18 protein-coding genes are annotated in these 19,120 nt (G+C 70.1%); 11 read left to right on the top strand and 7 right to left on the bottom strand.

Annotated features, from left to right (window positions below; translation table 11 throughout):
* Both B2284_RS02540 and B2284_RS02535 read right to left on the bottom strand, forming a co-directional pair.
* A partial coding sequence (locus B2284_RS02540; RefSeq protein ID WP_286697141.1) for a protein kinase domain-containing protein occupies positions 1-1,168 on the bottom strand: 1,168 nt, incomplete at its 3' end.
* Positions 1,169-1,217: 49 nt separating this feature from the next.
* Complete coding sequence (locus tag B2284_RS02535; protein WP_136788329.1) at positions 1,218-2,132, bottom strand: transglycosylase SLT domain-containing protein; 915 nt, start codon at positions 2,130-2,132, stop codon at positions 1,218-1,220.
* An 86-nt stretch (positions 2,133-2,218) separates the two neighbouring features.
* Between B2284_RS02535 and B2284_RS02530 the strand changes: the two genes are divergently transcribed.
* The gene (locus tag B2284_RS02530) at positions 2,219-2,593 is read left to right on the top strand and encodes an Rv2175c family DNA-binding protein (protein ID WP_006946890.1); all 375 of its coding nucleotides are present in this window, start codon (positions 2,219-2,221) and stop codon (positions 2,591-2,593) included.
* A gap of 15 nt (positions 2,594-2,608) precedes the next feature.
* Here the strand turns inward: B2284_RS02530 and B2284_RS02525 are convergent, their stop codons facing one another.
* A complete protein-coding gene (locus tag B2284_RS02525; protein WP_136788328.1) occupies positions 2,609-3,703 on the bottom strand; it encodes a polyprenyl synthetase family protein in 1,095 nt (364 codons plus the stop codon).
* 166 nt (positions 3,704-3,869) lie between these two features.
* Between B2284_RS02525 and B2284_RS02520 the strand changes: the two genes are divergently transcribed.
* The 5 genes from B2284_RS02520 to B2284_RS02500 all read left to right on the top strand — a co-directional run bounded on the left by B2284_RS02520 (position 3,870) and on the right by B2284_RS02500 (position 10,228).
* Positions 3,870-4,175 (top strand): DUF6504 family protein, encoded by a 306-nt coding sequence (locus B2284_RS02520; RefSeq protein WP_136788344.1) that lies wholly within the window; start codon positions 3,870-3,872, stop codon positions 4,173-4,175.
* Between the two features lie 51 nt (positions 4,176-4,226).
* A complete protein-coding gene (locus B2284_RS02515) occupies positions 4,227-4,703 on the top strand; it encodes an SAV_6107 family HEPN domain-containing protein (RefSeq protein WP_062258230.1) in 477 nt (158 codons plus the stop codon).
* A gap of 3 nt (positions 4,704-4,706) precedes the next feature.
* Positions 4,707-8,453: a DNA polymerase III subunit alpha gene (locus B2284_RS02510; RefSeq protein WP_136788327.1), complete on the top strand. Its 3,747-nt coding sequence runs from the start codon at positions 4,707-4,709 to the stop codon at positions 8,451-8,453.
* Entirely contained in the window at positions 8,450-9,598 is a 1,149-nt protein-coding gene (gene dinB, locus B2284_RS02505) for a DNA polymerase IV (RefSeq protein ID WP_062255907.1), read from the top strand. The genes B2284_RS02510 and dinB overlap by 4 nt, the downstream gene beginning before the upstream one ends.
* A 162-nt stretch (positions 9,599-9,760) precedes the next feature.
* Complete coding sequence (locus B2284_RS02500; RefSeq protein WP_136788326.1) at positions 9,761-10,228, top strand: DUF3040 domain-containing protein; 468 nt, start codon at positions 9,761-9,763, stop codon at positions 10,226-10,228.
* A gap of 69 nt (positions 10,229-10,297) precedes the next feature.
* Here B2284_RS02500 and B2284_RS02495 read toward each other — a convergent pair whose 3' ends face one another.
* The gene (locus tag B2284_RS02495; RefSeq protein WP_231729353.1) at positions 10,298-10,798 is read right to left on the bottom strand and encodes a DUF456 domain-containing protein; all 501 of its coding nucleotides are present in this window, start codon (positions 10,796-10,798) and stop codon (positions 10,298-10,300) included.
* A gap of 211 nt (positions 10,799-11,009) precedes the next feature.
* Complete coding sequence (locus B2284_RS02490) at positions 11,010-11,207, bottom strand: DUF7455 domain-containing protein (RefSeq protein ID WP_006946873.1); 198 nt, start codon at positions 11,205-11,207, stop codon at positions 11,010-11,012.
* A gap of 282 nt (positions 11,208-11,489) precedes the next feature.
* On the opposite strand from B2284_RS02490, the gene B2284_RS02485 reads away from it, so the two are divergent.
* The 4 genes from B2284_RS02485 (at position 11,490) to B2284_RS02470 (ending at position 16,353) form a co-directional block, all read left to right on the top strand.
* Entirely contained in the window at positions 11,490-13,661 is a 2,172-nt protein-coding gene (locus B2284_RS02485) for a DNA gyrase/topoisomerase IV subunit B (RefSeq protein ID WP_136788325.1), read from the top strand.
* Positions 13,658-14,938, top strand: a complete 1,281-nt coding sequence (locus B2284_RS02480) for an MFS transporter (protein ID WP_136788324.1) — start codon at positions 13,658-13,660, stop codon at positions 14,936-14,938. Before B2284_RS02485 ends, B2284_RS02480 begins: the two co-directional genes overlap by 4 nt.
* 212 nt (positions 14,939-15,150) lie before the next feature.
* The gene (locus B2284_RS02475) at positions 15,151-15,777 is read left to right on the top strand and encodes a hypothetical protein (RefSeq protein WP_136788323.1); all 627 of its coding nucleotides are present in this window, start codon (positions 15,151-15,153) and stop codon (positions 15,775-15,777) included.
* Between the two features lie 177 nt (positions 15,778-15,954).
* Positions 15,955-16,353 (top strand): hypothetical protein, encoded by a 399-nt coding sequence (locus tag B2284_RS02470; RefSeq protein WP_231729351.1) that lies wholly within the window; start codon positions 15,955-15,957, stop codon positions 16,351-16,353.
* 60 nt (positions 16,354-16,413) lie between these two features.
* Here the strand turns inward: B2284_RS02470 and B2284_RS02465 are convergent, their stop codons facing one another.
* The gene (locus tag B2284_RS02465) at positions 16,414-16,815 is read right to left on the bottom strand and encodes an HhH-GDP family DNA glycosylase (RefSeq protein WP_006946872.1); all 402 of its coding nucleotides are present in this window, start codon (positions 16,813-16,815) and stop codon (positions 16,414-16,416) included.
* A gap of 98 nt (positions 16,816-16,913) precedes the next feature.
* Here B2284_RS02465 and B2284_RS02460 point away from each other — a divergent pair, with 98 nt between their 5' ends.
* The gene (locus B2284_RS02460) at positions 16,914-18,188 is read left to right on the top strand and encodes an AI-2E family transporter (protein WP_136788322.1); all 1,275 of its coding nucleotides are present in this window, start codon (positions 16,914-16,916) and stop codon (positions 18,186-18,188) included.
* Positions 18,189-18,215: 27 nt separating this feature from the next.
* Here B2284_RS02460 and B2284_RS02455 read toward each other — a convergent pair whose 3' ends face one another.
* Positions 18,216-19,097: a sucrase ferredoxin gene (locus tag B2284_RS02455; protein ID WP_136788321.1), complete on the bottom strand. Its 882-nt coding sequence runs from the start codon at positions 19,095-19,097 to the stop codon at positions 18,216-18,218.
* Positions 19,098-19,120 lie beyond the last annotated feature (23 nt).

Genomic DNA, 19,120 nt, shown 5'->3' with positions numbered 1-19,120 from the left:
CGACCCACGGCCAGCGACGACGACGGCGCGGGCCGCCCGCGGGTGTCGCGCCGAGCGTCTGGGTGGTCGTCGCCGGGATGACGTGCGTGTGGGCAGGGCGCAGCGCCGCGCTCCGGCCTTCGTCAGCACCCTGTGGGCCGGTCGGGGCACCGGTCGGCCTGCCGCCGTCCTGGCCGGTGGATGGGATGGCACCAGGAGCGATCGTGCCCTCGACGCCATAGGCGTCCGGCGAGGCGGCCGGCACGTCAAGCTGGGCGGTTGGCGCGGTGACGTGGGCGGCCGGCGGGGCGGGGTGACCCAGGGCCTCGGGCGTCAGCCGGGCGCGCGCGGCGTGCAGTTCGTGGGCGGAGGCGGTGGCGTCGGCCGGACGATCGGCGGGCATCTTGCTCGTCGCGCGGGTGAACCAGGCGTCGAGGGGGGCCAGGGACGCGTCAGCGCTCGAGGGTGGATGCGGCGCTTCGTGGACGTGGCGGTAGGCGACCTGGACCGGGGAGTCGCCGTCGAACGAGCGACGCCCCGTCAACATCTCGGCGAGGACGAGGGCGGAGGCGTAGACGTCGCCGCGCGGACCGGAGTGGCCGAATCGGGCGGGTTCCACCTGCTCGGGCGCGAGGTAGGAGGCGGTGCCGATGAGCATCTCGTTGTCGGCGCTCACGGACGAGCGCGCCGACGAGACGGCGCGCGCCAGACCGAAATCGGCGATCTTCACGACCCCGCGCGAGCTGATGAGGATGTTCTCGGGCTTGATGTCGCGGTGGACGAGGCCCGCGTGATGGGCGGCGCCGAGCCCGTCGAGCACCTGCTCGAACAGTGCGAGCAGCTCGCCGGTGGGGCGTCCGCCACGGTTGATGACGTCGCGCATCGTGACGCCGTCGACGAGTTCCATCGCGAGGAACACGACGTCACCGTCGCGCCCCTGGTCGTGGACGGCGACGACGTGCGGGTGGCTGAGCCGTGCGGCGGCGCGCGCCTCGCGCTGGAAGCGGGTGACGAAGGCGGGGTCGCGTGCGAGGTCGGCGCGCAGCACCTTGAACGCGACGTCGCGCTCGAGGCGTGTGTCGTGCGCGACGTAGACGCGCCCCATCCCGCCGTCGGCCAGGTGGCTTCTCACCTGATAGCGGCGTTCGATCAGCTGCCCGATGAGGGGGTCGGCTTGGATCGGCTCCACGAGCGCAGTCTAGGCGGCTCCGCGTGTGCGTCGGCTGTGCACGCCCGCGTCAGGAGAAACGCTTCATGTGGGTATTGACGCTCGCGACGTACCGGCGGGTGTCGGGGTACATGCCGTGCGCGCGCACTGCTCCAAGACCTTGGTAGTAGGCGGCGATGGCCTCGTTCTGATCGTGCGCGTGCTCGGTGAGGAAACGCAGCGTTACGACGCCGGCGGTGATGTTGTCCTGCGTGTCGAGCAGGTCGAGGTGACGATGCACGATGGAGCCGGCCCACTGCCCGGTCGTGGGCATGACCTGCATCGTGCCGAGGGCGTCGCAGACCGAGACGGCGCTCTGCCGGTGACCCGATTCCTGCCAGCCGATCGCGAGGGCGAGCTTCGGGCTGACGCCGTAGCGCTTCGCGGTCGAGGTGATCATCGCGCGGATCTGCGCCTGCCCGGGCAGGTCGGCCGCGGCGAGCTGACGGCGGTGGCGGTCACCGGAGGCGACGAGGGACGCCGGATAGCCGCGCGCCGCCGCCGTCCCGGCGTAGCGGACGACGTGCTTCGGCTTCGGGGCGTGCGTCGAGGGGCCCGGGTGCGGCGTGGCTGCGGGTTTCGTCGCCGGGCGGGTGGGCTTCGTTGCCGGGCGGGTGGGCTTCGTCGCCGGGTGGGGTGACGGCGTGTGCGCGGCGGAGGTAGCGACGGGGACGCGCAGCGTCGTGCCGGGGAGCAGGCGGCGCACCTCGATGCCGGGATTCGCCTTGACGATGGCTGCGACGCTGGAGTGCATGCGTCGCGCGATGCCGTAGACGGTGTCACCGGCGCGCACGCGCGTCGTCGCCATCCTGCGCACCGGCTTCTTCGCGGCGTTCGCGCGGTGTGACGTCGGCGTCTCGGCGTGCGACTGCGGGCCGCGCAGCTGGTGGTGCACGGGCTGGGCGGCGCTGTGGACGGCGACGGGCAGGGCGAGAAGGGCGGGCATGTGTCCACGCTAGGTCGCGGCTGTGACGTTTTGGTGGAGGCGCGCTCGACGTGCGCCGATGAGAGAGTCTCTGGCACCCTGTGAGGGTGAATGACGCAACCGCACCTGACCTCGAGACCCTCGTCGGCGACTGGCTGACCGTACCCGACCTCGCCGAGGCGCTCGGCATGTCGCTGCGCCAGGTGCGTCAGATGATCGCCGACCGCGAGATCATCGCGAGCCGCGTCGGGGAACGCAACGTCGTCGCGGTGCCGGCCGCCTTCATCCAGGGCGGCGGCGTGCTCGCCTCGCTCATGGGCACCGTCACGGTGCTCAACGACGGCGGGTTCGACGACGACGAGGCCATCCGTTGGCTGTGCACGCCGGACGAGACCCTCCCGATCGACGGGGCACCGATCGACATGCTGCGCGCGGGCCGCAAGGCCGAGGTGCGCAAGCGCGCCATGGAGGACGCGTTCTGATCGCGAGCTGCCGCGTCAGAACGTGCGGGCCGTCGTCGACTCGATGAACGCCTCCAGCGCGGCGTAGGCGTCGGCCGGCACCTGGCTGCGCACGCCGTCCAACGCCGCGCGGGCACGCTGAGCGCCCTCGGCGATGCACGTTTCGACGGCGTCGACGGCCCCTGATTCGCGAGCGAGCACACGGATGCGTTCGACCTCGTCCTCGCGCAGGTCGTCGTGGCCGAAACGCTCGGCGAAGAACGTGCCGACCTCCGGCTCGTCACCGGCGGCGTCGAGCAGGTGAGCGACGAGGACGGTGCGCTTGCCCTCGCGCAGGTCGTCGCCGGCGGGCTTGCCCGTCTGGGCCGGGTCGCCGAAGACGCCGAGCAGGTCGTCACGCAGCTGGTAGGCCTCACCGAGCGCGAGACCGTACTGCGACAGGGCCTGCGTGACGTCGGGGGAGGCGCCCGCGCTCGCCGCACCGATGAGCAGGGGGTGCTCCATCGTGTACTTGGCGCTCTTGAAACGGATGACGCGCAGCGCACGCGCGATGCGCTCGGGCGTGCCCATCGTCGCCCAGGGCGTCGAGGCCTCGAGGACGTCGAGGAACTGACCGCCCATGAGCTGCGTGCGCATGAGGTCGAAGACGGCGCGGCCGCGCGCGACCTCGTCGGCGGGCAGGCCGCTCGTCGCGTACATCTCGTCGGCCCACGTCAGGCACAGGTCGCCGGCCAGGATGGCGCCGGCCTCGCCGAAGCGGTCGGCGTCACCGTCGAGACCGCGGCTGCGGTGCGCGGCGGCCATCGCCCGGTGCGCGGCGGGCATGCCGCGTCGGGTGTCGCTCGCGTCCATGACGTCGTCGTGCAGCAACGCGGCGGCCTGGAACAGCTCCATCGACGCGGCGCAGCGCACGAGGGCGTCGCTGTCGGCTCCACCGGCGGCGCGGTAACCCCAGTACAGGAACGACGCACGCACACGTTTGCCTCCGCGCAGGAGGGTGGCGACGGCGTCGAGCATGAGGTCGGTCTGGCCGCCGAGGGGGGCGAGGACGTCGCGCTGATGGCTCACCTCGGCATCGAGGGTCTCCTGCAGTCGTTCGAGCAGGCGCGGCGCATCGAGAGAGTCGGGCACGGTGCGTTTCCTTTTCCAGATCGGCTACCCGTGAGCCTACGCGTAGCGGCGTGGGAACCGCGACCTGACGGGGTTGTCAGACGTCGGTCGTACATTCTTCTCATCGAACAGAAGTTCGATTTTTCGTGGGGAGGGCTCTGCCCTCCACCGAGGAGGAGGTCGTGTGATGCGCGAGTACGACGACGTCGTCGCCATGGGGGTCGACGCGTGCGGCAGGCCCGTGGTCTTCGAGTGGCGCGGGCGTCGCTACCGAGTGACGCAGGTGCTCGACACCTGGCGTGAACGGGTGCCGTGGTGGCGTGATCCGGCCCGTCCCACGACACCTGACGAGCAGGGCGCCCCTGACGTCCAGCGCCGGCTCGAGCAACGCACCTGGCGTGTCGAGGCGACGGCCGGGCGCCGCGCCTCGAGCGGGGTCTTCCACCTCGTGCACCACGGTGAGCGCTGGTCGCTGCGCGCCCTCACCGACTGAGCTCATCGACTGAACCGTCCGTTCCCGCCCCATCGACGAAGGAAGTGCCCCATGACGACCCTGACCACAGCCCCGACCACGTCGACGTCGGTCACCTCGACGAACGACGTCCCCGCCGTCTGCTCCACCGATCTGCTCGACCTCGTCGCGCGTTCCCACGACACCCTCGTCGAGGCCTGCACCGTCTCGACGAGTTCGCAGCGCTACGTCGCGGCGCATCTCGCGGCGCTGCGCGCCGCTGCTGGGTTGCTCGCGTGGAAGGCGCCGCGCAGCCTCAGCTCCAAGCCGCGCAGTGCGTGGGTGACGCTTGCCCAGCACGCGCCCGAGCTGGGTGAATGGGCGGCGTTCTTCACCGAGAGCGGGCGCCGCAGCCGCGCCGTGAGCGCAGGCATCCTCGTGCCCGCCGCACGAGAGGCCGACGATCTCGTGCGGCAGGCCGAGACGTTCCTGCAGATCGTCCTCGAGCACGCCGGTCTCCCGCCGCTCGCGCCGGTCGGTTCGCGCATGACCCCGGTCCAGGTGAGGTGAACCATGCAGTTCACGCACCTTCGGGTCGCCTCGTCGTACTCGCTGCAGTACGGCACGACCCCACCCGCGACACTCGTCGCCCGCGCCGCCGAGCTCGGGTACGGACGCCTCGCGCTCACCGACCGCGACGGTCTGTACGGCAGCGTCAAGTTCGTCGAGGCGTGCACCGCCGCAGGCCTCGAGCCGATCCTCGGCGTCGACCTCGCGCTGGCGCCCGAGCGCGTGCTGCGGGCGCGTACCCCCGCCAAGGGTGGCCCGGCGCGGGACGAGCGGAGCCCGCGCGTCACCGTCCTCGCCCGCGGTGCGGCGTCGGGGCTCGCGCCGGGGCTGGGGTGGGCCCAGCTGTGCCGTCTCGTCACCGACGCTCATCTGAGCGGTGAGCGCGGCGCGCCCGCCACGAGTCTCGACCGGGTGGCCGCGCACGTCACGCACGAGAGCGAACCGAACCAGCCGGCACTCACGGTGCTCCTCGGCCCGGATTCGGACGTCGGGCAGGCACTCCTGCGCGGTCGTCACGCCGAGGCCGAGGCCCTGGTGCGTCGCTGGCGAACCGCTCTCCCGCACGGTGCGCTCGCCCTCGAGGTGGCCTGCCACGACGGCCCGCCCGAGGCGATGGCCAGTCGGCGTCACGCGACGAACCTGTGGCGCCTCGCCCGTCGGTGCGGCGTGCCCGCCGTGCTGAGCGGCTGGGTGCGCCATGGTGAGGTCGACGAGGCGATCACTGCCGACGTCCTCGACGCGGCGCGCCGTGGGGTGGCGCTCGACCTGCGTCACCTGGATCGCACGAGCGTTCAGGGCCATCTGCGCCCTGAGGCGCAGATGCTGGCGCAGGCCGAGGCGCTCGCCGAAGGGCTGGGTGATCTCGGCGCCGCGCTCGAGCTCATCGGGGCGAGCGACCGACTGGCGCAGGCGTGCGTCCAGCACCCGTTCCGAGACATCGGCATCGGGGCGGTGCACCTGCCCGAGGTCGAGGTGCTGGGCCTGATGGGCACCGACCCGCAGCGGGTGCTCAGCGAGCGCTGTCACGCCGCGGTGAACGGACGCTACCCGCACGCGTCGAAGGCGAAACGGCGCGAGGTGCTGGAGCGGCTCGAGGAGGAGCTCGACGTGGTGCGTCACCTCGGGTATCCGACGTACTTCCTCACCGTCGCGCAGGTCTGCGACCTCATCCGCGACATGGGCGGGCGCGTCGCGGCCCGCGGGTCGGGCGCGGGCAGCCTCATCACCTATCTGCTCGGCATCAGCGGGGTCGACCCCATCGAGCACCGACTGCTCATGGAGCGGTTCTGCACGAGGGCCCGCGCGTCGCTGCCCGACATCGACATCGACGTCGAGTCGGCGCGCCGCACCGAGATCTACGAACGCATCATGGAGCGCTTCGGCGGGGAGCGGGTGACGTGCGTGTCGATGATGGAGACCTACCGGGTGCGCCACGCCATCCGTGACGCCGGTGCCGCGCTCGGGATGGTGCCGGCCGACGTCGACGTCATCGCGAAGGCCTTCCCGCACGTCGCGGCCCGTGACGTGCGGCATGCGATCGAGGAGTTGCCCGAGCTGCGGGCGCGCGGGCTCGCCGAACCGGAGCTCGACCGGCTGTTCGACCTCGTCGAGCGCCTCGACGGGCTGCCGCGGCACATCGCGCTGCATCCGTGCGGGGTGATCCTGTCGAACGCCGGGCTGGCGCAGCGCACGCCGATGGAGGCGAGCTGGCTCGGTTTCCCGATGAGTCAGTTCGACAAGGACGACGTCGAGACGCTGGGGCTGCTCAAGCTCGACGTGCTCGGCATCCGCATGCAGTCGGCCATGGCCCACGCCGTCGCCGAGATCGAACGCGTCGAGGGTGCCGTCGTCGACCTCGACGACCCCGAGTGCGTGCCGTTCGACGACGAGGCCACCTTCGAGCTCATCCGCACGACGCGCACCCTGGGGTGCTTCCAGATCGAGTCGCCCGGGCAGCGGGAACTCATCGGCAAGTTCGGGCCGCAGCGTTTCGAAGACCTCATCATCGACATCTCGCTGTTCCGCCCCGGGCCGGTCAAGAGCGACATGATCACCCCGTTCCTGCGCGCGCGGCAGGGGTGGGCGCCGCCCGAGTACCTGCACGAGAGTCTGCGCCCGGTGCTGGAGGAGACGATGGGTGTCGTCGTCTTCCACGAACAGGTGCTGCGCATCTTCGCGCAGACGACCGGCATCACGCTGGCGCAGGCCGACGAGGTGCGACGGGCGATGGGCTCGAGCACCGGGCAGGAGAAGATCGAACTGTGGTGGCGCGAGGCCGCGCAGCACCGCGGCTACACGAGCGCGGAACGCGACCGCATCTGGGAGGTGCTCGCCGCGTTCGCCTCGTTCGGTTTCTGCAAGGCTCACGCCGCCGCGTTCGCCGTCCCCACCTATCAGTCGGCGTGGTTGAAGACCCATCACCTCGCCGCGTTCGTCGCAGGCGTGCTCACCCACGACCCGGGGATGTACCCCAAGCGACTCATCCTCGCCGACGTGCGGACGTTCGGCGTGCCCGTGCTGGGCGTCGACATCAACGCCTCGCGCCGCGAGTACCGCATCGAGCGCGTGCCGGGCGAGGGCAGCGAGGACGACCATCTCGGGTTGCGCATCGGTTTCCTCGACGTCAAGGGTATGAGCGAGCGCGAGATGACGTCACTCGTGGAGGGCCAGCCCTACACGAGCCTGACGGACGTGTGGCGCCGGGCGGGTCTGAGCCGGCCCGTCGTCGAGCGGTTGCTGCTCGTCGGCGCCTTCGACGCACTGCACGGCACCGGACGACCCGGCGTATGCGGCGCACCGACGCGGCGAGATCTGCTGCTCGAGCTCGACGACCTCGAACGGTTGGATCGGCACGCCTCGGCGCGTCTGACGCGTGGCGCTCGCCGTCGCATGATCAGTTCGGCCCCGGGCGTGGGCGCGTCTGTGAACGCGGACGGGGCCGCAGGAACGGTGATGGCTTTCGACAGCGTCGAGGCGGCGCGTCGTCAGGCGCAGGGGCGACGGCCGCACGAGCGGTACGAGACGCAGGGCTCGCAGCTGGCCTTCGACATGCTCGACGACGGTGAGGCGGTGAGCAGTGGCCTGCCCGAGTTCACCCCGGCCGAGAAGGTGCGGGCCGAGCTCGACATCCTCGGGTTGGACGTCAGCGGGCACGTCATGCAGTTCTACGCGCCTCTCGTGCGGGCGTTGGGCGTCAGCCGGGCCTGTGACCTCGCGTCGCTGCACGGCGGCGAGACGGTGTGGTGCGCCGGCATCAAGGTCGCCACGCAGACACCGCCGGTGCGTTCGGGGCGACGCGTCATCTTCCTCACCGTCGACGACGGTACGGGCCCGGCCGACGCGACGTTCTTCGAGGACGTCCAGGGCCCCTACGCCGACACGGTCTTCCACGCGTGGATGCTCCTCGTGCGGGGCGTCGTGCGCCGCACCGGCCCGCGTGGGGTCTCGATCCGCGCGACGGGAGCGTGGGATCTGGCGCAGGCGTGGAAGGCGTGGGAGCACGACGGCGAGGCCGGGGTCCACCGTCTCGTCGAGGAGAGCGAGCGGCGCGGGGCGGAGCGCTCGGTCGGGGCCGCGCGCGGGCGGCGTCAGCTCGTGCACGCGTCGGGGTTCGCGCAGTCGCCGTACACCGACATCAAACCGGCGGGGGAGGCGCTTCGTGCCTCGCGCGCCGAACTGCCCGGCGAGGGTGAGGCTCCGTCACACCTGTGGCACGCGAGCCCGGGAAGCTCAGGAGGATGGAAACGATGATCCTGCACGTCGACATGGACGCCTTCTACGCCTCGGCGTCGCTCATCGAGCGCCCCGAACTCGTGGGCACCCCCGTCATCGTCGGGGGTGCGGGTCGCGGGGTGGTGCTGTCCGCCACGTACGAGGCGCGACGGTCCGGGGTGAACTCCGGCATGCCCATGGGGCGCGCGCGCAGGCTGTGCCCGCAGGCGGTGGTGCTGCCACCCGACGCCGAGCTGTACTCGCGCATCTCGGGAGCCGTCATGCACCTGTTCGCTCAGGTGACGCCGCTCGTCGAACCCATCTCACTCGACGAGGCGTTCCTCGACGTGAGCGGGGTGGCACCGACACCGCGTCAGGCGGTTGCGCTCGGGCACCAACTGCGTGACGCCGTCGCGGACGAGCAGATGATCACGTGCTCGGTCGGCATCGCGCCGGTCAAGTTCGTCGCCAAGCTGGCCTCGACGCGCGCGAAACCTGACGGGCTGCTCCTCGTCGAGCGCCACGAGACCCTCGACTTCCTCCACCCGCTGCCCGTCGAGGCGCTGTGGGGCGTGGGTGAGACGACGAAGGAGAAACTGCATCGCCTCGGGCTGCGCACCGTCGGCGATGTCGCACACCTGCCCGAACGCACGCTCGTGCGCGCCCTCGGGCAGAGCGCGGGCGTCACCCTGCACCGCCTCGCCTGGGGGCATGACGAGCGCCGCGTTGTCCCGCACGAACCCGAGCGCAGCATCGGTTCGGACGAGACGTTTCCCGCCGACCTCGACGACGCCGTCGAGATCAAGCGCGAGCTGCTCAAGCTGAGCGATCGGGTGGCGGCGCGGATGCGGGCGGCGCAGGTCGCGGGTCGGACGGTCGTGCTCAAGGTGAGGTTCTCGGACTTCACGACGATCACGCGCTCGCGCACGCTGCCCGAGCACACCGACGTCAGCCGCGAGATCTACGACGTCGCAGCGCAATTGTTCGACGCGCTCGCCCTGCAACGCGCGCGGGTGCGGCTCGTCGGGGTGCGGGTGCAGGGGTTGAAGGACGTGCGCCAGACGTCGCGGCAGATCCGGCTCGGGGAGCGTGAGAACGGATGGCGGGAGGCGGATCGGGCGATCGATCGGGCGAGCGCGCGCTTCGGGGCAGGCATCGTGCGCCCGGCGAGCCTCGTCGGATGAGCGGGCACGGGCGGCCCATGGTGGCAGGCTCTGGCGTGAAAGGTCAGGGTGTGATGCACTTTCCCCGTCGTGCACCGCGCTGAAGTGCTACAACTGACGTTATGTGTCACCCGCCGCACGAGGTGTGCATCATGTGGGGTGACGAAGGGATGGAGGGCCACCATGCCGTTGTCCGAGCATGAGTTGCGCACGTTGGAGCAGCTCGAGGCGCAGCTTTCCGCCGAGGATCCCAAGTTCGCCTCGACGATGCAGGCCGACCCGGAGCGCCGCCGTCGACGCAGGCGCGCCCTCTTCGCCGGCGCGGTCTGCCTCGCAGGCCTCAGCCTCACCGCCGTCGGCACGTACTCCTCGCACATGTGGTTGGGTCTCGTCGGCATGCTGGTCATCGCCGCGGGTGCCCTGCTGTCCGTGCAGACGCCGTCACGGCCCGCCCTGCACGTCGTCGACCCGAACTCGTTCGAGGGCATCACGGCCCAGACCGGCGCGCACCCCGCGTCGCGGATGCCGCGCATGGCTCGTCCGGGGCGCACCGCTCGGCCGCGCTCCTCGGCTCCTCGTCCGCAGGGCGACTTCATGCAGCGGATGGAGCAGCGCTGGGAGCGTCGCCGCTACGAGAACCAGGGATGGTGAACCGGCAGCGGCGTCGCTGACGTGAGTGTTCGCTGCTCGTCTGCAGCGATGACGCTCGGCGTGCCCCGCTCACCGTGCCAGCGCGAACGCAGCGATGGCCCAGCCGACGGCGATCGTCACGGCTGCGGCCAGTTCGATGCCCACCGACGTCAGCGCTGCCCGGATGGCGACGCGGGTCGCTGTCCACGCCTGCGCGCGATCACGCAGTCGTGCGCTCTCCGCCAAGAACACGCCGATGACGAAGCCCAGCAGCAGCCCGATCACGGGGACGACGAAGAAGCCGACCACCGCGCACACGAGCCCGACGATGTTGCTGCGCCGCGCGACCCCACCCCGCGAGAGCTGACGCCCCGGCACGAGAACCTGCACGACATAGCCTGCGACCGCGAGGATGCACGCGACAGCGAACACCACCCATGCCGCCGTGCTCGACTGGCCGATGGCCCAGACGAGCACGCCGAGCACGACGCACGCGAGGCCCGGTAGGACGGGCACGATGAGGCCGGCGATGCCGACCGCGACGAGCAGGGCCGCACCGAGCGTCGTCAAGGTTTCTGTGGAGACCACCATGGTGTTCATCATGGCCCATCAGCGCATCGCTGCGCCCGAGATCACCGCCGTCGCGCGGCGGCAGTCGCACGGCACCGATCGTACGACACCCATCGCGCGAGGCCTCATGCCCGGGTGCGTCCGACAGTGCCCCCGGCATGCGTTCGGCCCCGCGCCTCGATGATCGAGGGCGCGGGGCCGAACGGTTCGCTGTGCCGAAGGGGCGAGATGCTCAGACCTCGCTGAGGCGGGGGGTTTCGTCGATGACCTCGACGGCGACCTCCCGCAGCTTGTCGAGGTGCTCACGGCCGTGGTGGCCGCAGAAGCGCAGTTCGAGACCTTCGGACATGACGGCCTTGATGAACGCCTGGGCGCCACAGCGGTCGCAGCGGTCGGCGGCGGTCATCGTCTGTTCCATCGTTGCGGTCATATCCATCCTCCTCGTCGGACGGCGCGGGGGCCGTCTCACGCGTATTCGTGAACCCACACGAATGTGGTTCTCGACAATGAACAACAGTCTTCCACGTGGAGGCATTCCCGCGAAGCCGGTTCCGATCTGCGGGCGTCCTCGCGTGCCCGAGCGATTGCCTCGACCCACGTGCACCCGCGGCCGCACACCACCATGCACACCACATGCCGGAGCGCCCACGAGGGACGGCTTGCGCGTGGCGACGCGGAACGACGGGGTTCGTCCGATAGCGTGTCGAGGCACATGTCGAGTGTGCGCGTGACGAAGGTCAAGGAGATTCCCCAGGTGTCGCCCAGCGAGAACCAAGAGAACTACACCGCCCGCCACCTCCAGGTGCTCGAGGGGCTCGAGGCCGTCCGCAAGCGTCCCGGCATGTACATCGGCTCGACCGACGGTCGCGGCCTCATGCACTGCCTCTGGGAGATCATCGACAACGCCGTCGACGAGGCGCTCGGCGGGTACTGCGACCGCATCGAGGTCATCCTCCTGCCCGACGGCTCCGTCGAGGTGCGCGACAACGGCCGCGGCATTCCCGTCGACGTCGAGCCGCGCACGGGTCTGTCGGGCGTCGAGGTCGTCTTCACGAAACTGCACGCGGGCGGCAAGTTCGGTGGCGGGTCGTACACGGCCTCCGGTGGTCTGCACGGCGTCGGTGCGTCCGTCGTCAACGCGCTCAGTTCGCGTCTCGACGTCGAGGTCGACCGTGCGAGCAAGACGTACGGCATGAGTTTCCGCCGCGGCGAGCCCGGCACGTTCGCCGACGGCGACTCCTCCGATCCGCTCGCGAAAAGCCCGACGAACCCGTTCACGCCGTTCGAGTCCGGCAGCCAGCTCGAGGTTGTCGGCAAGGCCAGGCGCGGCGTCACCGGTTCGCGCGTGCGCTACTGGGCCGACACGACGATCTTCCTCAAGACCGCGCAGTTCGACTACGACCAGCTCATCGCGCGCGCTCGTCAGACGAGTTTCCTCGTGCCGGGCCTCACCATCATCATTCGTGACGAGCGGGGTCTCGCCGGTACGCCGGGGGAGAACGGCCCGCACGAGGAGACCTTCCTCCACGACGGCGGCATCAGCGAGTTCTGCGAGTACCTCGCGCCCGACGCCGCCGTCACCGGCATCTGGCGCCTGCAGGGCAGCGGGTCGTTCACCGAGACGGTGCCGGTGCTCGACGAATCGAGCGGCCACATGACGAGCCAGGACGTGACGCGCGAGTGCGGCGTCGACATCGCGCTGCGCTGGGGCACCGGGTACGAGACGAAGGTGCGCAGCTTCGTCAACATCATCGCGACGCCGAAGGGCGGCACGCACAACACCGGTTTCGAGCAGGCGCTCATGAAGGTGTTCAAGAAGCAGCTCGAGGTCAACGCGCGCAAGCTCAAGGTCGGCAATGACAAGGTCGAGAAGGACGACGTCCTCGCCGGTCTGACAGCCGTCGTCACCGTTCGCCTCGCGGAGCCGCAGTTCGAGGGCCAGACGAAGGAGGTGCTCGGCACCGCGGCCGTGCGCGCCATCGTCAGCAAGGTCGTCGAGAAAGAGCTGAGCGCGCACCTGACGTCGACGAAGCGTGACGACAAGGCGCAGGCCGCGCTACTGCTGGAGAAGGTCGTCGCCGAGATGAAGTCGCGCATCAGCGCGCGCGCCCACAAGGAGACGCAGCGTCGCAAGACGGCGCTCGAGTCCTCGAGCCTGCCGGGCAAGCTGAAGGACTGCCGCTCGACCGACGGTGAGCGCAGCGAGCTGTTCATCGTCGAGGGCGACTCGGCGCTAGGTACGGGCATGGCGGCGCGCAACTCGGAGTACCAGGCGCTGCTGCCGATCCGCGGCAAGATCCTCAACGTGCAGAAGGCGTCCGTCGGCGACATGCTGAAGAACGCGGAGTGCGCCTCGATCATCCAGGTCGTCGGAGGGGGTTCGGGGCGCAGTTTCGACCTCGACATGGTGCGCTACGGCAAGATCATCCTCATGACGGACGCCGACGTCGACGGCGCCCACATCCGCACGCTGCTGCTGACGTTGTTCTTCCGCTACATGCGTCCGCTCGTCGCGGCGGGGCGCGTGTACGCCGCGATGCCGCCGCTGCACCGTCTCGAGGTGAGCGCGCAGGGCCGCGCGAAGGGTGAGGTCATCTACACCTATTCCGAGGACGAGATGCGAGCCACCGTCGCGGCGTGGGAGAAGAAGGGCCGCACGTTCAAGCAGCCGCAGCGCTACAAGGGCCTCGGTGAGATGGACGCCGACCAGCTCGCGGAGACGACGATGGACCCGCGCCACCGCACGCTGCGTCGTGTCACGCTCAAGGACGCCGAGATGGCCGAGCAGGTGTTCGACCTGCTCATGGGCAGCGAGGTCGCGCCGCGCAAGGATTTCATCATCTCCAGCGCCAGCGATCTCGATACCGAGCGCATCGACGCATGAGTTCGACTCGGCTGCAACGGTTTCGCTCGGTTCTCGCCGACACGCGGCCGTTGCGCAACCCCGCCTTCCGGCGGTTGTGGATCGCCGACATCGTCACCGTCATCGGCGCCCAGCTGACGATCGTGTCCGTGCCCGCGCAGATCTACGCGCAGACGCGCGATTCGAGTTACGTCGGGCTGACGGGGTTGTTCGGCCTCGTGCCGCTCATCGTGTTCGGCCTGTACGGCGGATCGCTCGCCGACGCGCACGATCGTCGACGGATCCTGATGTTCACCTCGGGCGGCTTGGTCGTCGCGAGTGCGCTGTTCTGGGCGCAGGCGGCAGCGGGCGGCGTCAACGTCTGGGTGCTGCTGTGCCTGTTCGCAGCACAGCAGGCGTTGTTCGCGCTGCATCAACCGGCGTTGCAGTCGTCGCTGCCGCGCCTGCTCGAACCCGAGTTGCTGCCCGCCGCGAACTCGCTGCTCATGACGGTCGCGATGGCCGGTGGCATTGCCGGCCCGCTGCTCGCCGGCGCGCTCATCCCCGTGCTCGGGTTCTCGTGGATGTACGCGATCGACACGATCTGCCTGCTCTCGACGCTGTGGGCCGTGTTCCGCATGCCCGCGCTGCCGCCGATCGGTGAGGTCATCAAGGCCGGTTTTTCGTCGGTTCTCGACGGGTTGCGCTACCTGACGCGTCACCCCGTCCTGCTCGCGAGCTTCGTCGTCGACCTCATCGCGATGGTGTTCGGCATGCCGCGCTCGGAGTTTCCCCAGATCGCGCACGAGTCGTTCGGCGGTCCGCTCGGGGGTGGTTTCGCGTTCGCGTGGCTGTTCGCGGCGATCCCTGTCGGCGCCGTGCTCGGCGGCGTGTTCTCCGGGTGGGTGTCGCGCGTGCGACGACACGGCGTCGCCGTGCTGGCCGCGGTGCTCGTGTGGGGCCTCGCCATCATCGGGTTCGGTGCGGCGGTAGCGCTCGCGAACGGGCGCGTCGACGTCGTGTTCTGGCTCGCGTTCATCGCCCTCGTCATCGGAGGTGCGGCCGACATGGTTTCCGCGGCCTTCCGCACGTCGATGCTTCAGACGGCCGCGAGCGACGAGGTGCGCGGGCGGCTGCAGGGCGTGTTCCTCGTCGTCGTCGCCGGCGGCCCACGCATCGCGGACGTCATCCACGGCGCCGGCGCGACCGCGATCGGAGCGGCGACGACGGCGTGGCTCGGCGGCGTGTGCGTCGTCATCGGTGTCGTGCTCGTGGGCCTGCTCGTCCCGTCCTTCCGGCGGTATCGACTCGCTGCCTGACTCGTGGGGCGCGCCGGGCCGAGCGGGGTGCGGCAACCGTCATCTGGCTTCGTCGGTCTCGGGCAGGGGTGTCCGCGATGACGGCTGGCCGGGGGAGTGGGGCCGTCCCCGTCGTTCTGGCGCCCTGTGGTCAGGCTGAGCGTCGGCGGATGGTCGATCTGGACGATTCTACGAATGAAGTTTTTCCCCTTAACTTCCGCTAGTTTAGGTTTATGCCTTCACTCCGATCCTCTCTCGTGGTGCTGACGGCGGATCAGGTCGACAGCCGCTCTGGCGACGACGCCGTGCCCTCCGCCCTGCGAGCGCTGCGCGCCCTCCCGTCGAGCGGGGGGTCTGCGCGCGGCTTCGCGCGGACGGCGGGGGATGAGATCCAGGCCCTGTTCACGCGTTCGAGCGATACGGTCGAGGCGCTCGAACAGCTGGCGCGCCTCGGGTGCTGGCGGGTGGGGGTCGGCATCGGCGCGGTCGTGACGCCCGTACCCGACGATGTGCGTGCCGCCTCGGGTGAGGCGTTCATCGCGGCGCGTGAGGCGGTCGAGGCGTCCCGGCTCGTGCCGGCGCGCGTGGCCGTTCGGGCTCCTTCGGCGCCCGAGGCGGGGGCCGACCTCGACGCGGCGTTGGCGCTGCTGCACCTGCTCTGGCATCGCCGCACACCTGCGGGGTGGGCTGTCGCCGAACTCTTGGGGCAGGGGCTGACGGGGCGCGAGGTCGCCGCCGCACTCGACATCACCCCCTCGGCCGTCAGCCAACGCGCGCGGGCCGCAGCCGTCGAGGAGAGCGACGCCGGCATGCGCCTCGCCACGCGCCTCATGGACGCTGCGCGCGCTCAGCCCTGCTGAGGGGCGGCGCCGCTCGAGAGGCGACATGGTCTGAGCGTGTGCGCCCGCGGCATGACGGCTGTGGGCGCGCTCGGATCACCAGCCCGGCCCTCACCCGGCTCGGCGTTGCGCCTGACGGAACGGGTCGTCCCGGCCTGTGTCTTCACCACTGTCGGTGGCGGCGTCTACCGTCGGGCCATGGATGTCAGGGGTGTTCTCGTCGTCACGCTGTTCGGGTCACTGGCGCTCGCGGGTGGTGGTGTCATGACGACGCTCGTGTTCCGCAGCGTCGATCGTCGGTCGTCCGAGGTGGGGGAGAGCCTGCCGGAGTCCTCGGACGGGGTCGAACAGGCCGCCACGATCCTGCGCGGCGGCGCGTGGATCGGTGCGCTTGAGCGGTTGGCGATCTTCGCGGGGCTCGTCGCGTCGTGGCCGGAGGCGATCGCGATCGTTCTCGCCGTCAAGGGGCTCGGGCGTTATCCGGAGCTGCGCAGCGGCGAGAAGTCGGCCGTCGCCGAACGGTTCATCATCGGCACGTTCGTCAGCGTCCTGTGGGCGTGCGGCTGCGCGGGTCTCGTGGCGTGGTTGCGCACCTGAGCCCCCCTGGCAGCGCGGCGTCCCTCGCCCAACGTCGGCGAGGTGCCGCTGACGCCGCCGTCACGATCGGGCTGCGGCCTTCTTCGCCGCCTTCATCTCACGTTTCGTCTCGCGAACCTTCTGCAGCGAGTCGGCGGCGTCGTCCGTCGCCCATATGGGGTGGGTGCCGCCGTCGTAGTCGTCGCGCACGGCGGCGAGCTTCTGCACGCGCTCTGCCATCGAGCGGCCGTGACGGTGAAGGGCGGGAGGCGTCGTGCACTTCTCGACGAACTCACCCGGTTCGATCGCGGCGATCTTCGTCGGATCGAGCGTGCCGAACCGGTCGTAGATCTTGGCGGGGCCGGAGAACGCCACCTCCATCGCGATCTGCTGCTCGAGCAGCATTCCGACGAGCAGCCCGAACAGACGCTCCGAGATGACGGCGTCGGCACGGTCGTTCTGGGCGATGTGCAATCGGGGCATGCAGGCATCGTAGGGCGGCGCGGCCCAAGGAACATGTCGATGTCACCACCTCGTGAGAGGATCACGCCAGATCACTCAGCGAGCGAAACGACGACGACATGACACTGTTCAGGCGCGCCGATGTCGGTGACGACGAACCGCAGCACCTCAAGGTCTCTCTGGACCTCAAGTCGGTGTGGCATGCCACCTGGATCGTCATCGGCGCCCTCGCCCTGCTCACCGCCCTCGGTTATCTGACGGGGTCGGCGGGTTCGGTCGTCTTCAACGTCGTCATGGCGTTCTTCCTCGCCGCAGCCATCGAACCGGCCGTGTCGCGCTTCGCGAAGCACATGCCGCGTGCGCTCGCGACGGGTCTCGTCGTCCTGCTGCTGGCGTGCGCCGTCGTAGGGTTCTTCGCCGCGTTCGGGGGCCTCCTCGTCGACGAGGTGCAGGCGCTCATCAGTGCGGCGCCCGGCCTCGTCACGGATTGCGTCGACTGGGTCAACCGCAAGTTCGACACCGACTACGACATCAACAAGCTGCTCTCGAGCGTCAACCTGACGCCCGACAACGTCGCGAACTACGGTTCGCAGCTGGCCGGCGGCGTCCTCGGGCTCGTGACGAGCGTCGTGTCCACGGCGTTCAACCTGTTCGTCCTCATCTTCTTCACCTGTTACATCTCGGCCGGCCTACCGCGTCTGCGCACCTGGGTGGCAGGGCTGTTCCCGCCGCGTCAGCAGCGCGTCGTGCTGACGGTGTGGGAGGTGTTCGTCGCAAAGGTCGGCGGGTACGTCGCGGCGCGCTTCATCCTCGCGACGATCTCGGCGACGATTCACGGCACGTTCATGATGCTCATCGGCATGCCGTACTGGCTGGCGCTCGGGTTGTGGACGGGCATCATCGCGCAGTTCGTGCCCAACATCGGCACGTACATCTCGATCGTCCTGCCCGTCCTCGTCGGCGCGACGAGCGACAAACCGATCACCGGCCTGTTCATCCTCATCTTCGCGATCGTCTACCAGCAGGTCGAGAACGTCACGATCGAGCCGAACATCAGCGCACGCGCCGTCGACGTCCACCCGGCCGTCTCGTTCGCATCCGCCCTCGCCGGCGCGAACATGTTCGGCCTCGCCGGCGGTTTGCTCGGTGTGCCCGCCGCCGCGACGGCCATGGCCATCCTCGACCTCTACAAGACGCGCTACGAGGTGAAGAGCTCGACGCTCGACGCCGCGCAACGCGACGCGAAGAAGGATCTCGACGACGACGACTCTGCGACGAATGACGACCCACCGGGCCAGCGCGACCCCGTCGAACTCGCGGGGGCCGATTCAACAGCCGATGCTGCGCCTGACAGTGCCGTCAACACGGAGGCAGGCGGGTCGACGAAGGCATGACGCCCTGAGCATGTGATCGAGGAGAACTCAGCTCACCCGCGCGCTGTAGGACGCGGACGGTTTCGCGTCCTTGAGGCACGAGTCGCGAAGCGGCTCACCGACGACCGACGTGACGGCCAGGGTCGTTCCGTCGGGCAGGGAGACGAGCCACCCGTCCTGGCGGTCGGCTACGGGTACCCCGATGTCGTTGACGGGGGCCATCGTCAGGCCCGGATGGCGCTCGCGCCACCACGTCTCTGCCACCTGAGCGACGGGCGGCAGGTCGATTCGCCCGCGGTGTGTGGTCGATGAGAAAGACTGCTGCACAGCAGGATCGAGCGTCGAAGTCATCGTCGTCGTCGCGAGCTGAGCGGCCGCCTGACCAGTGAGCCGGCCAAACGTCTGGCCGCTCGGCAGATGGATTGCCGTCGGCGCGAACCGATGTCCGCCGATGTGCGAGACCTCCCACACGTTGTCGGGTGCGGCGGCATGCGCAGCCTCCGCGACGGGCCGGGCACGGACGGCACAGCAGGCATCGCGGCGGCCGTTCGTGCACACGAGCAGCACAGGCTCGGGGCGTGCGGCGAAACCGAAACACGCCAACCTCGCGCGATCTGCCACATCGCCGGTGAGCAGACCTGTCACGTCTTCGCGTCGCAGGGTAGCTTCGACGAGCCACGGTTCGTCACCGAAACCACCGCCGACGAACACCCGGGCCGTCTCACCCGCCACGGCATGTCGCCCGACACGACGGATGAGGTACAGCGTTGTGTCCGCAGGTTGCGGCAGCCCGGAATCGCCGACGGCATCGCGTCCCCACGCGCCCGGCACCTCGACGGCGACGATGACGCGTGCCACCTTCGCCGTCCCCCACGCAGGCATGCCGGCCGCTTCCCAATCGAGCGAGCACGAACTGGGTGACGTCATCATGCCCCCAGCCTAGAGGCGCGCCA

Origin of the sequence: Dermacoccus sp. UBA1591, from assembly GCF_002322065.1 — a bacterium.
In the GTDB taxonomy this organism is placed as follows: domain Bacteria; phylum Actinomycetota; class Actinomycetes; order Actinomycetales; family Dermatophilaceae; genus Dermacoccus; species Dermacoccus nishinomiyaensis.
This window is presented reverse-complemented; position numbering and strand designations above follow the sequence as displayed.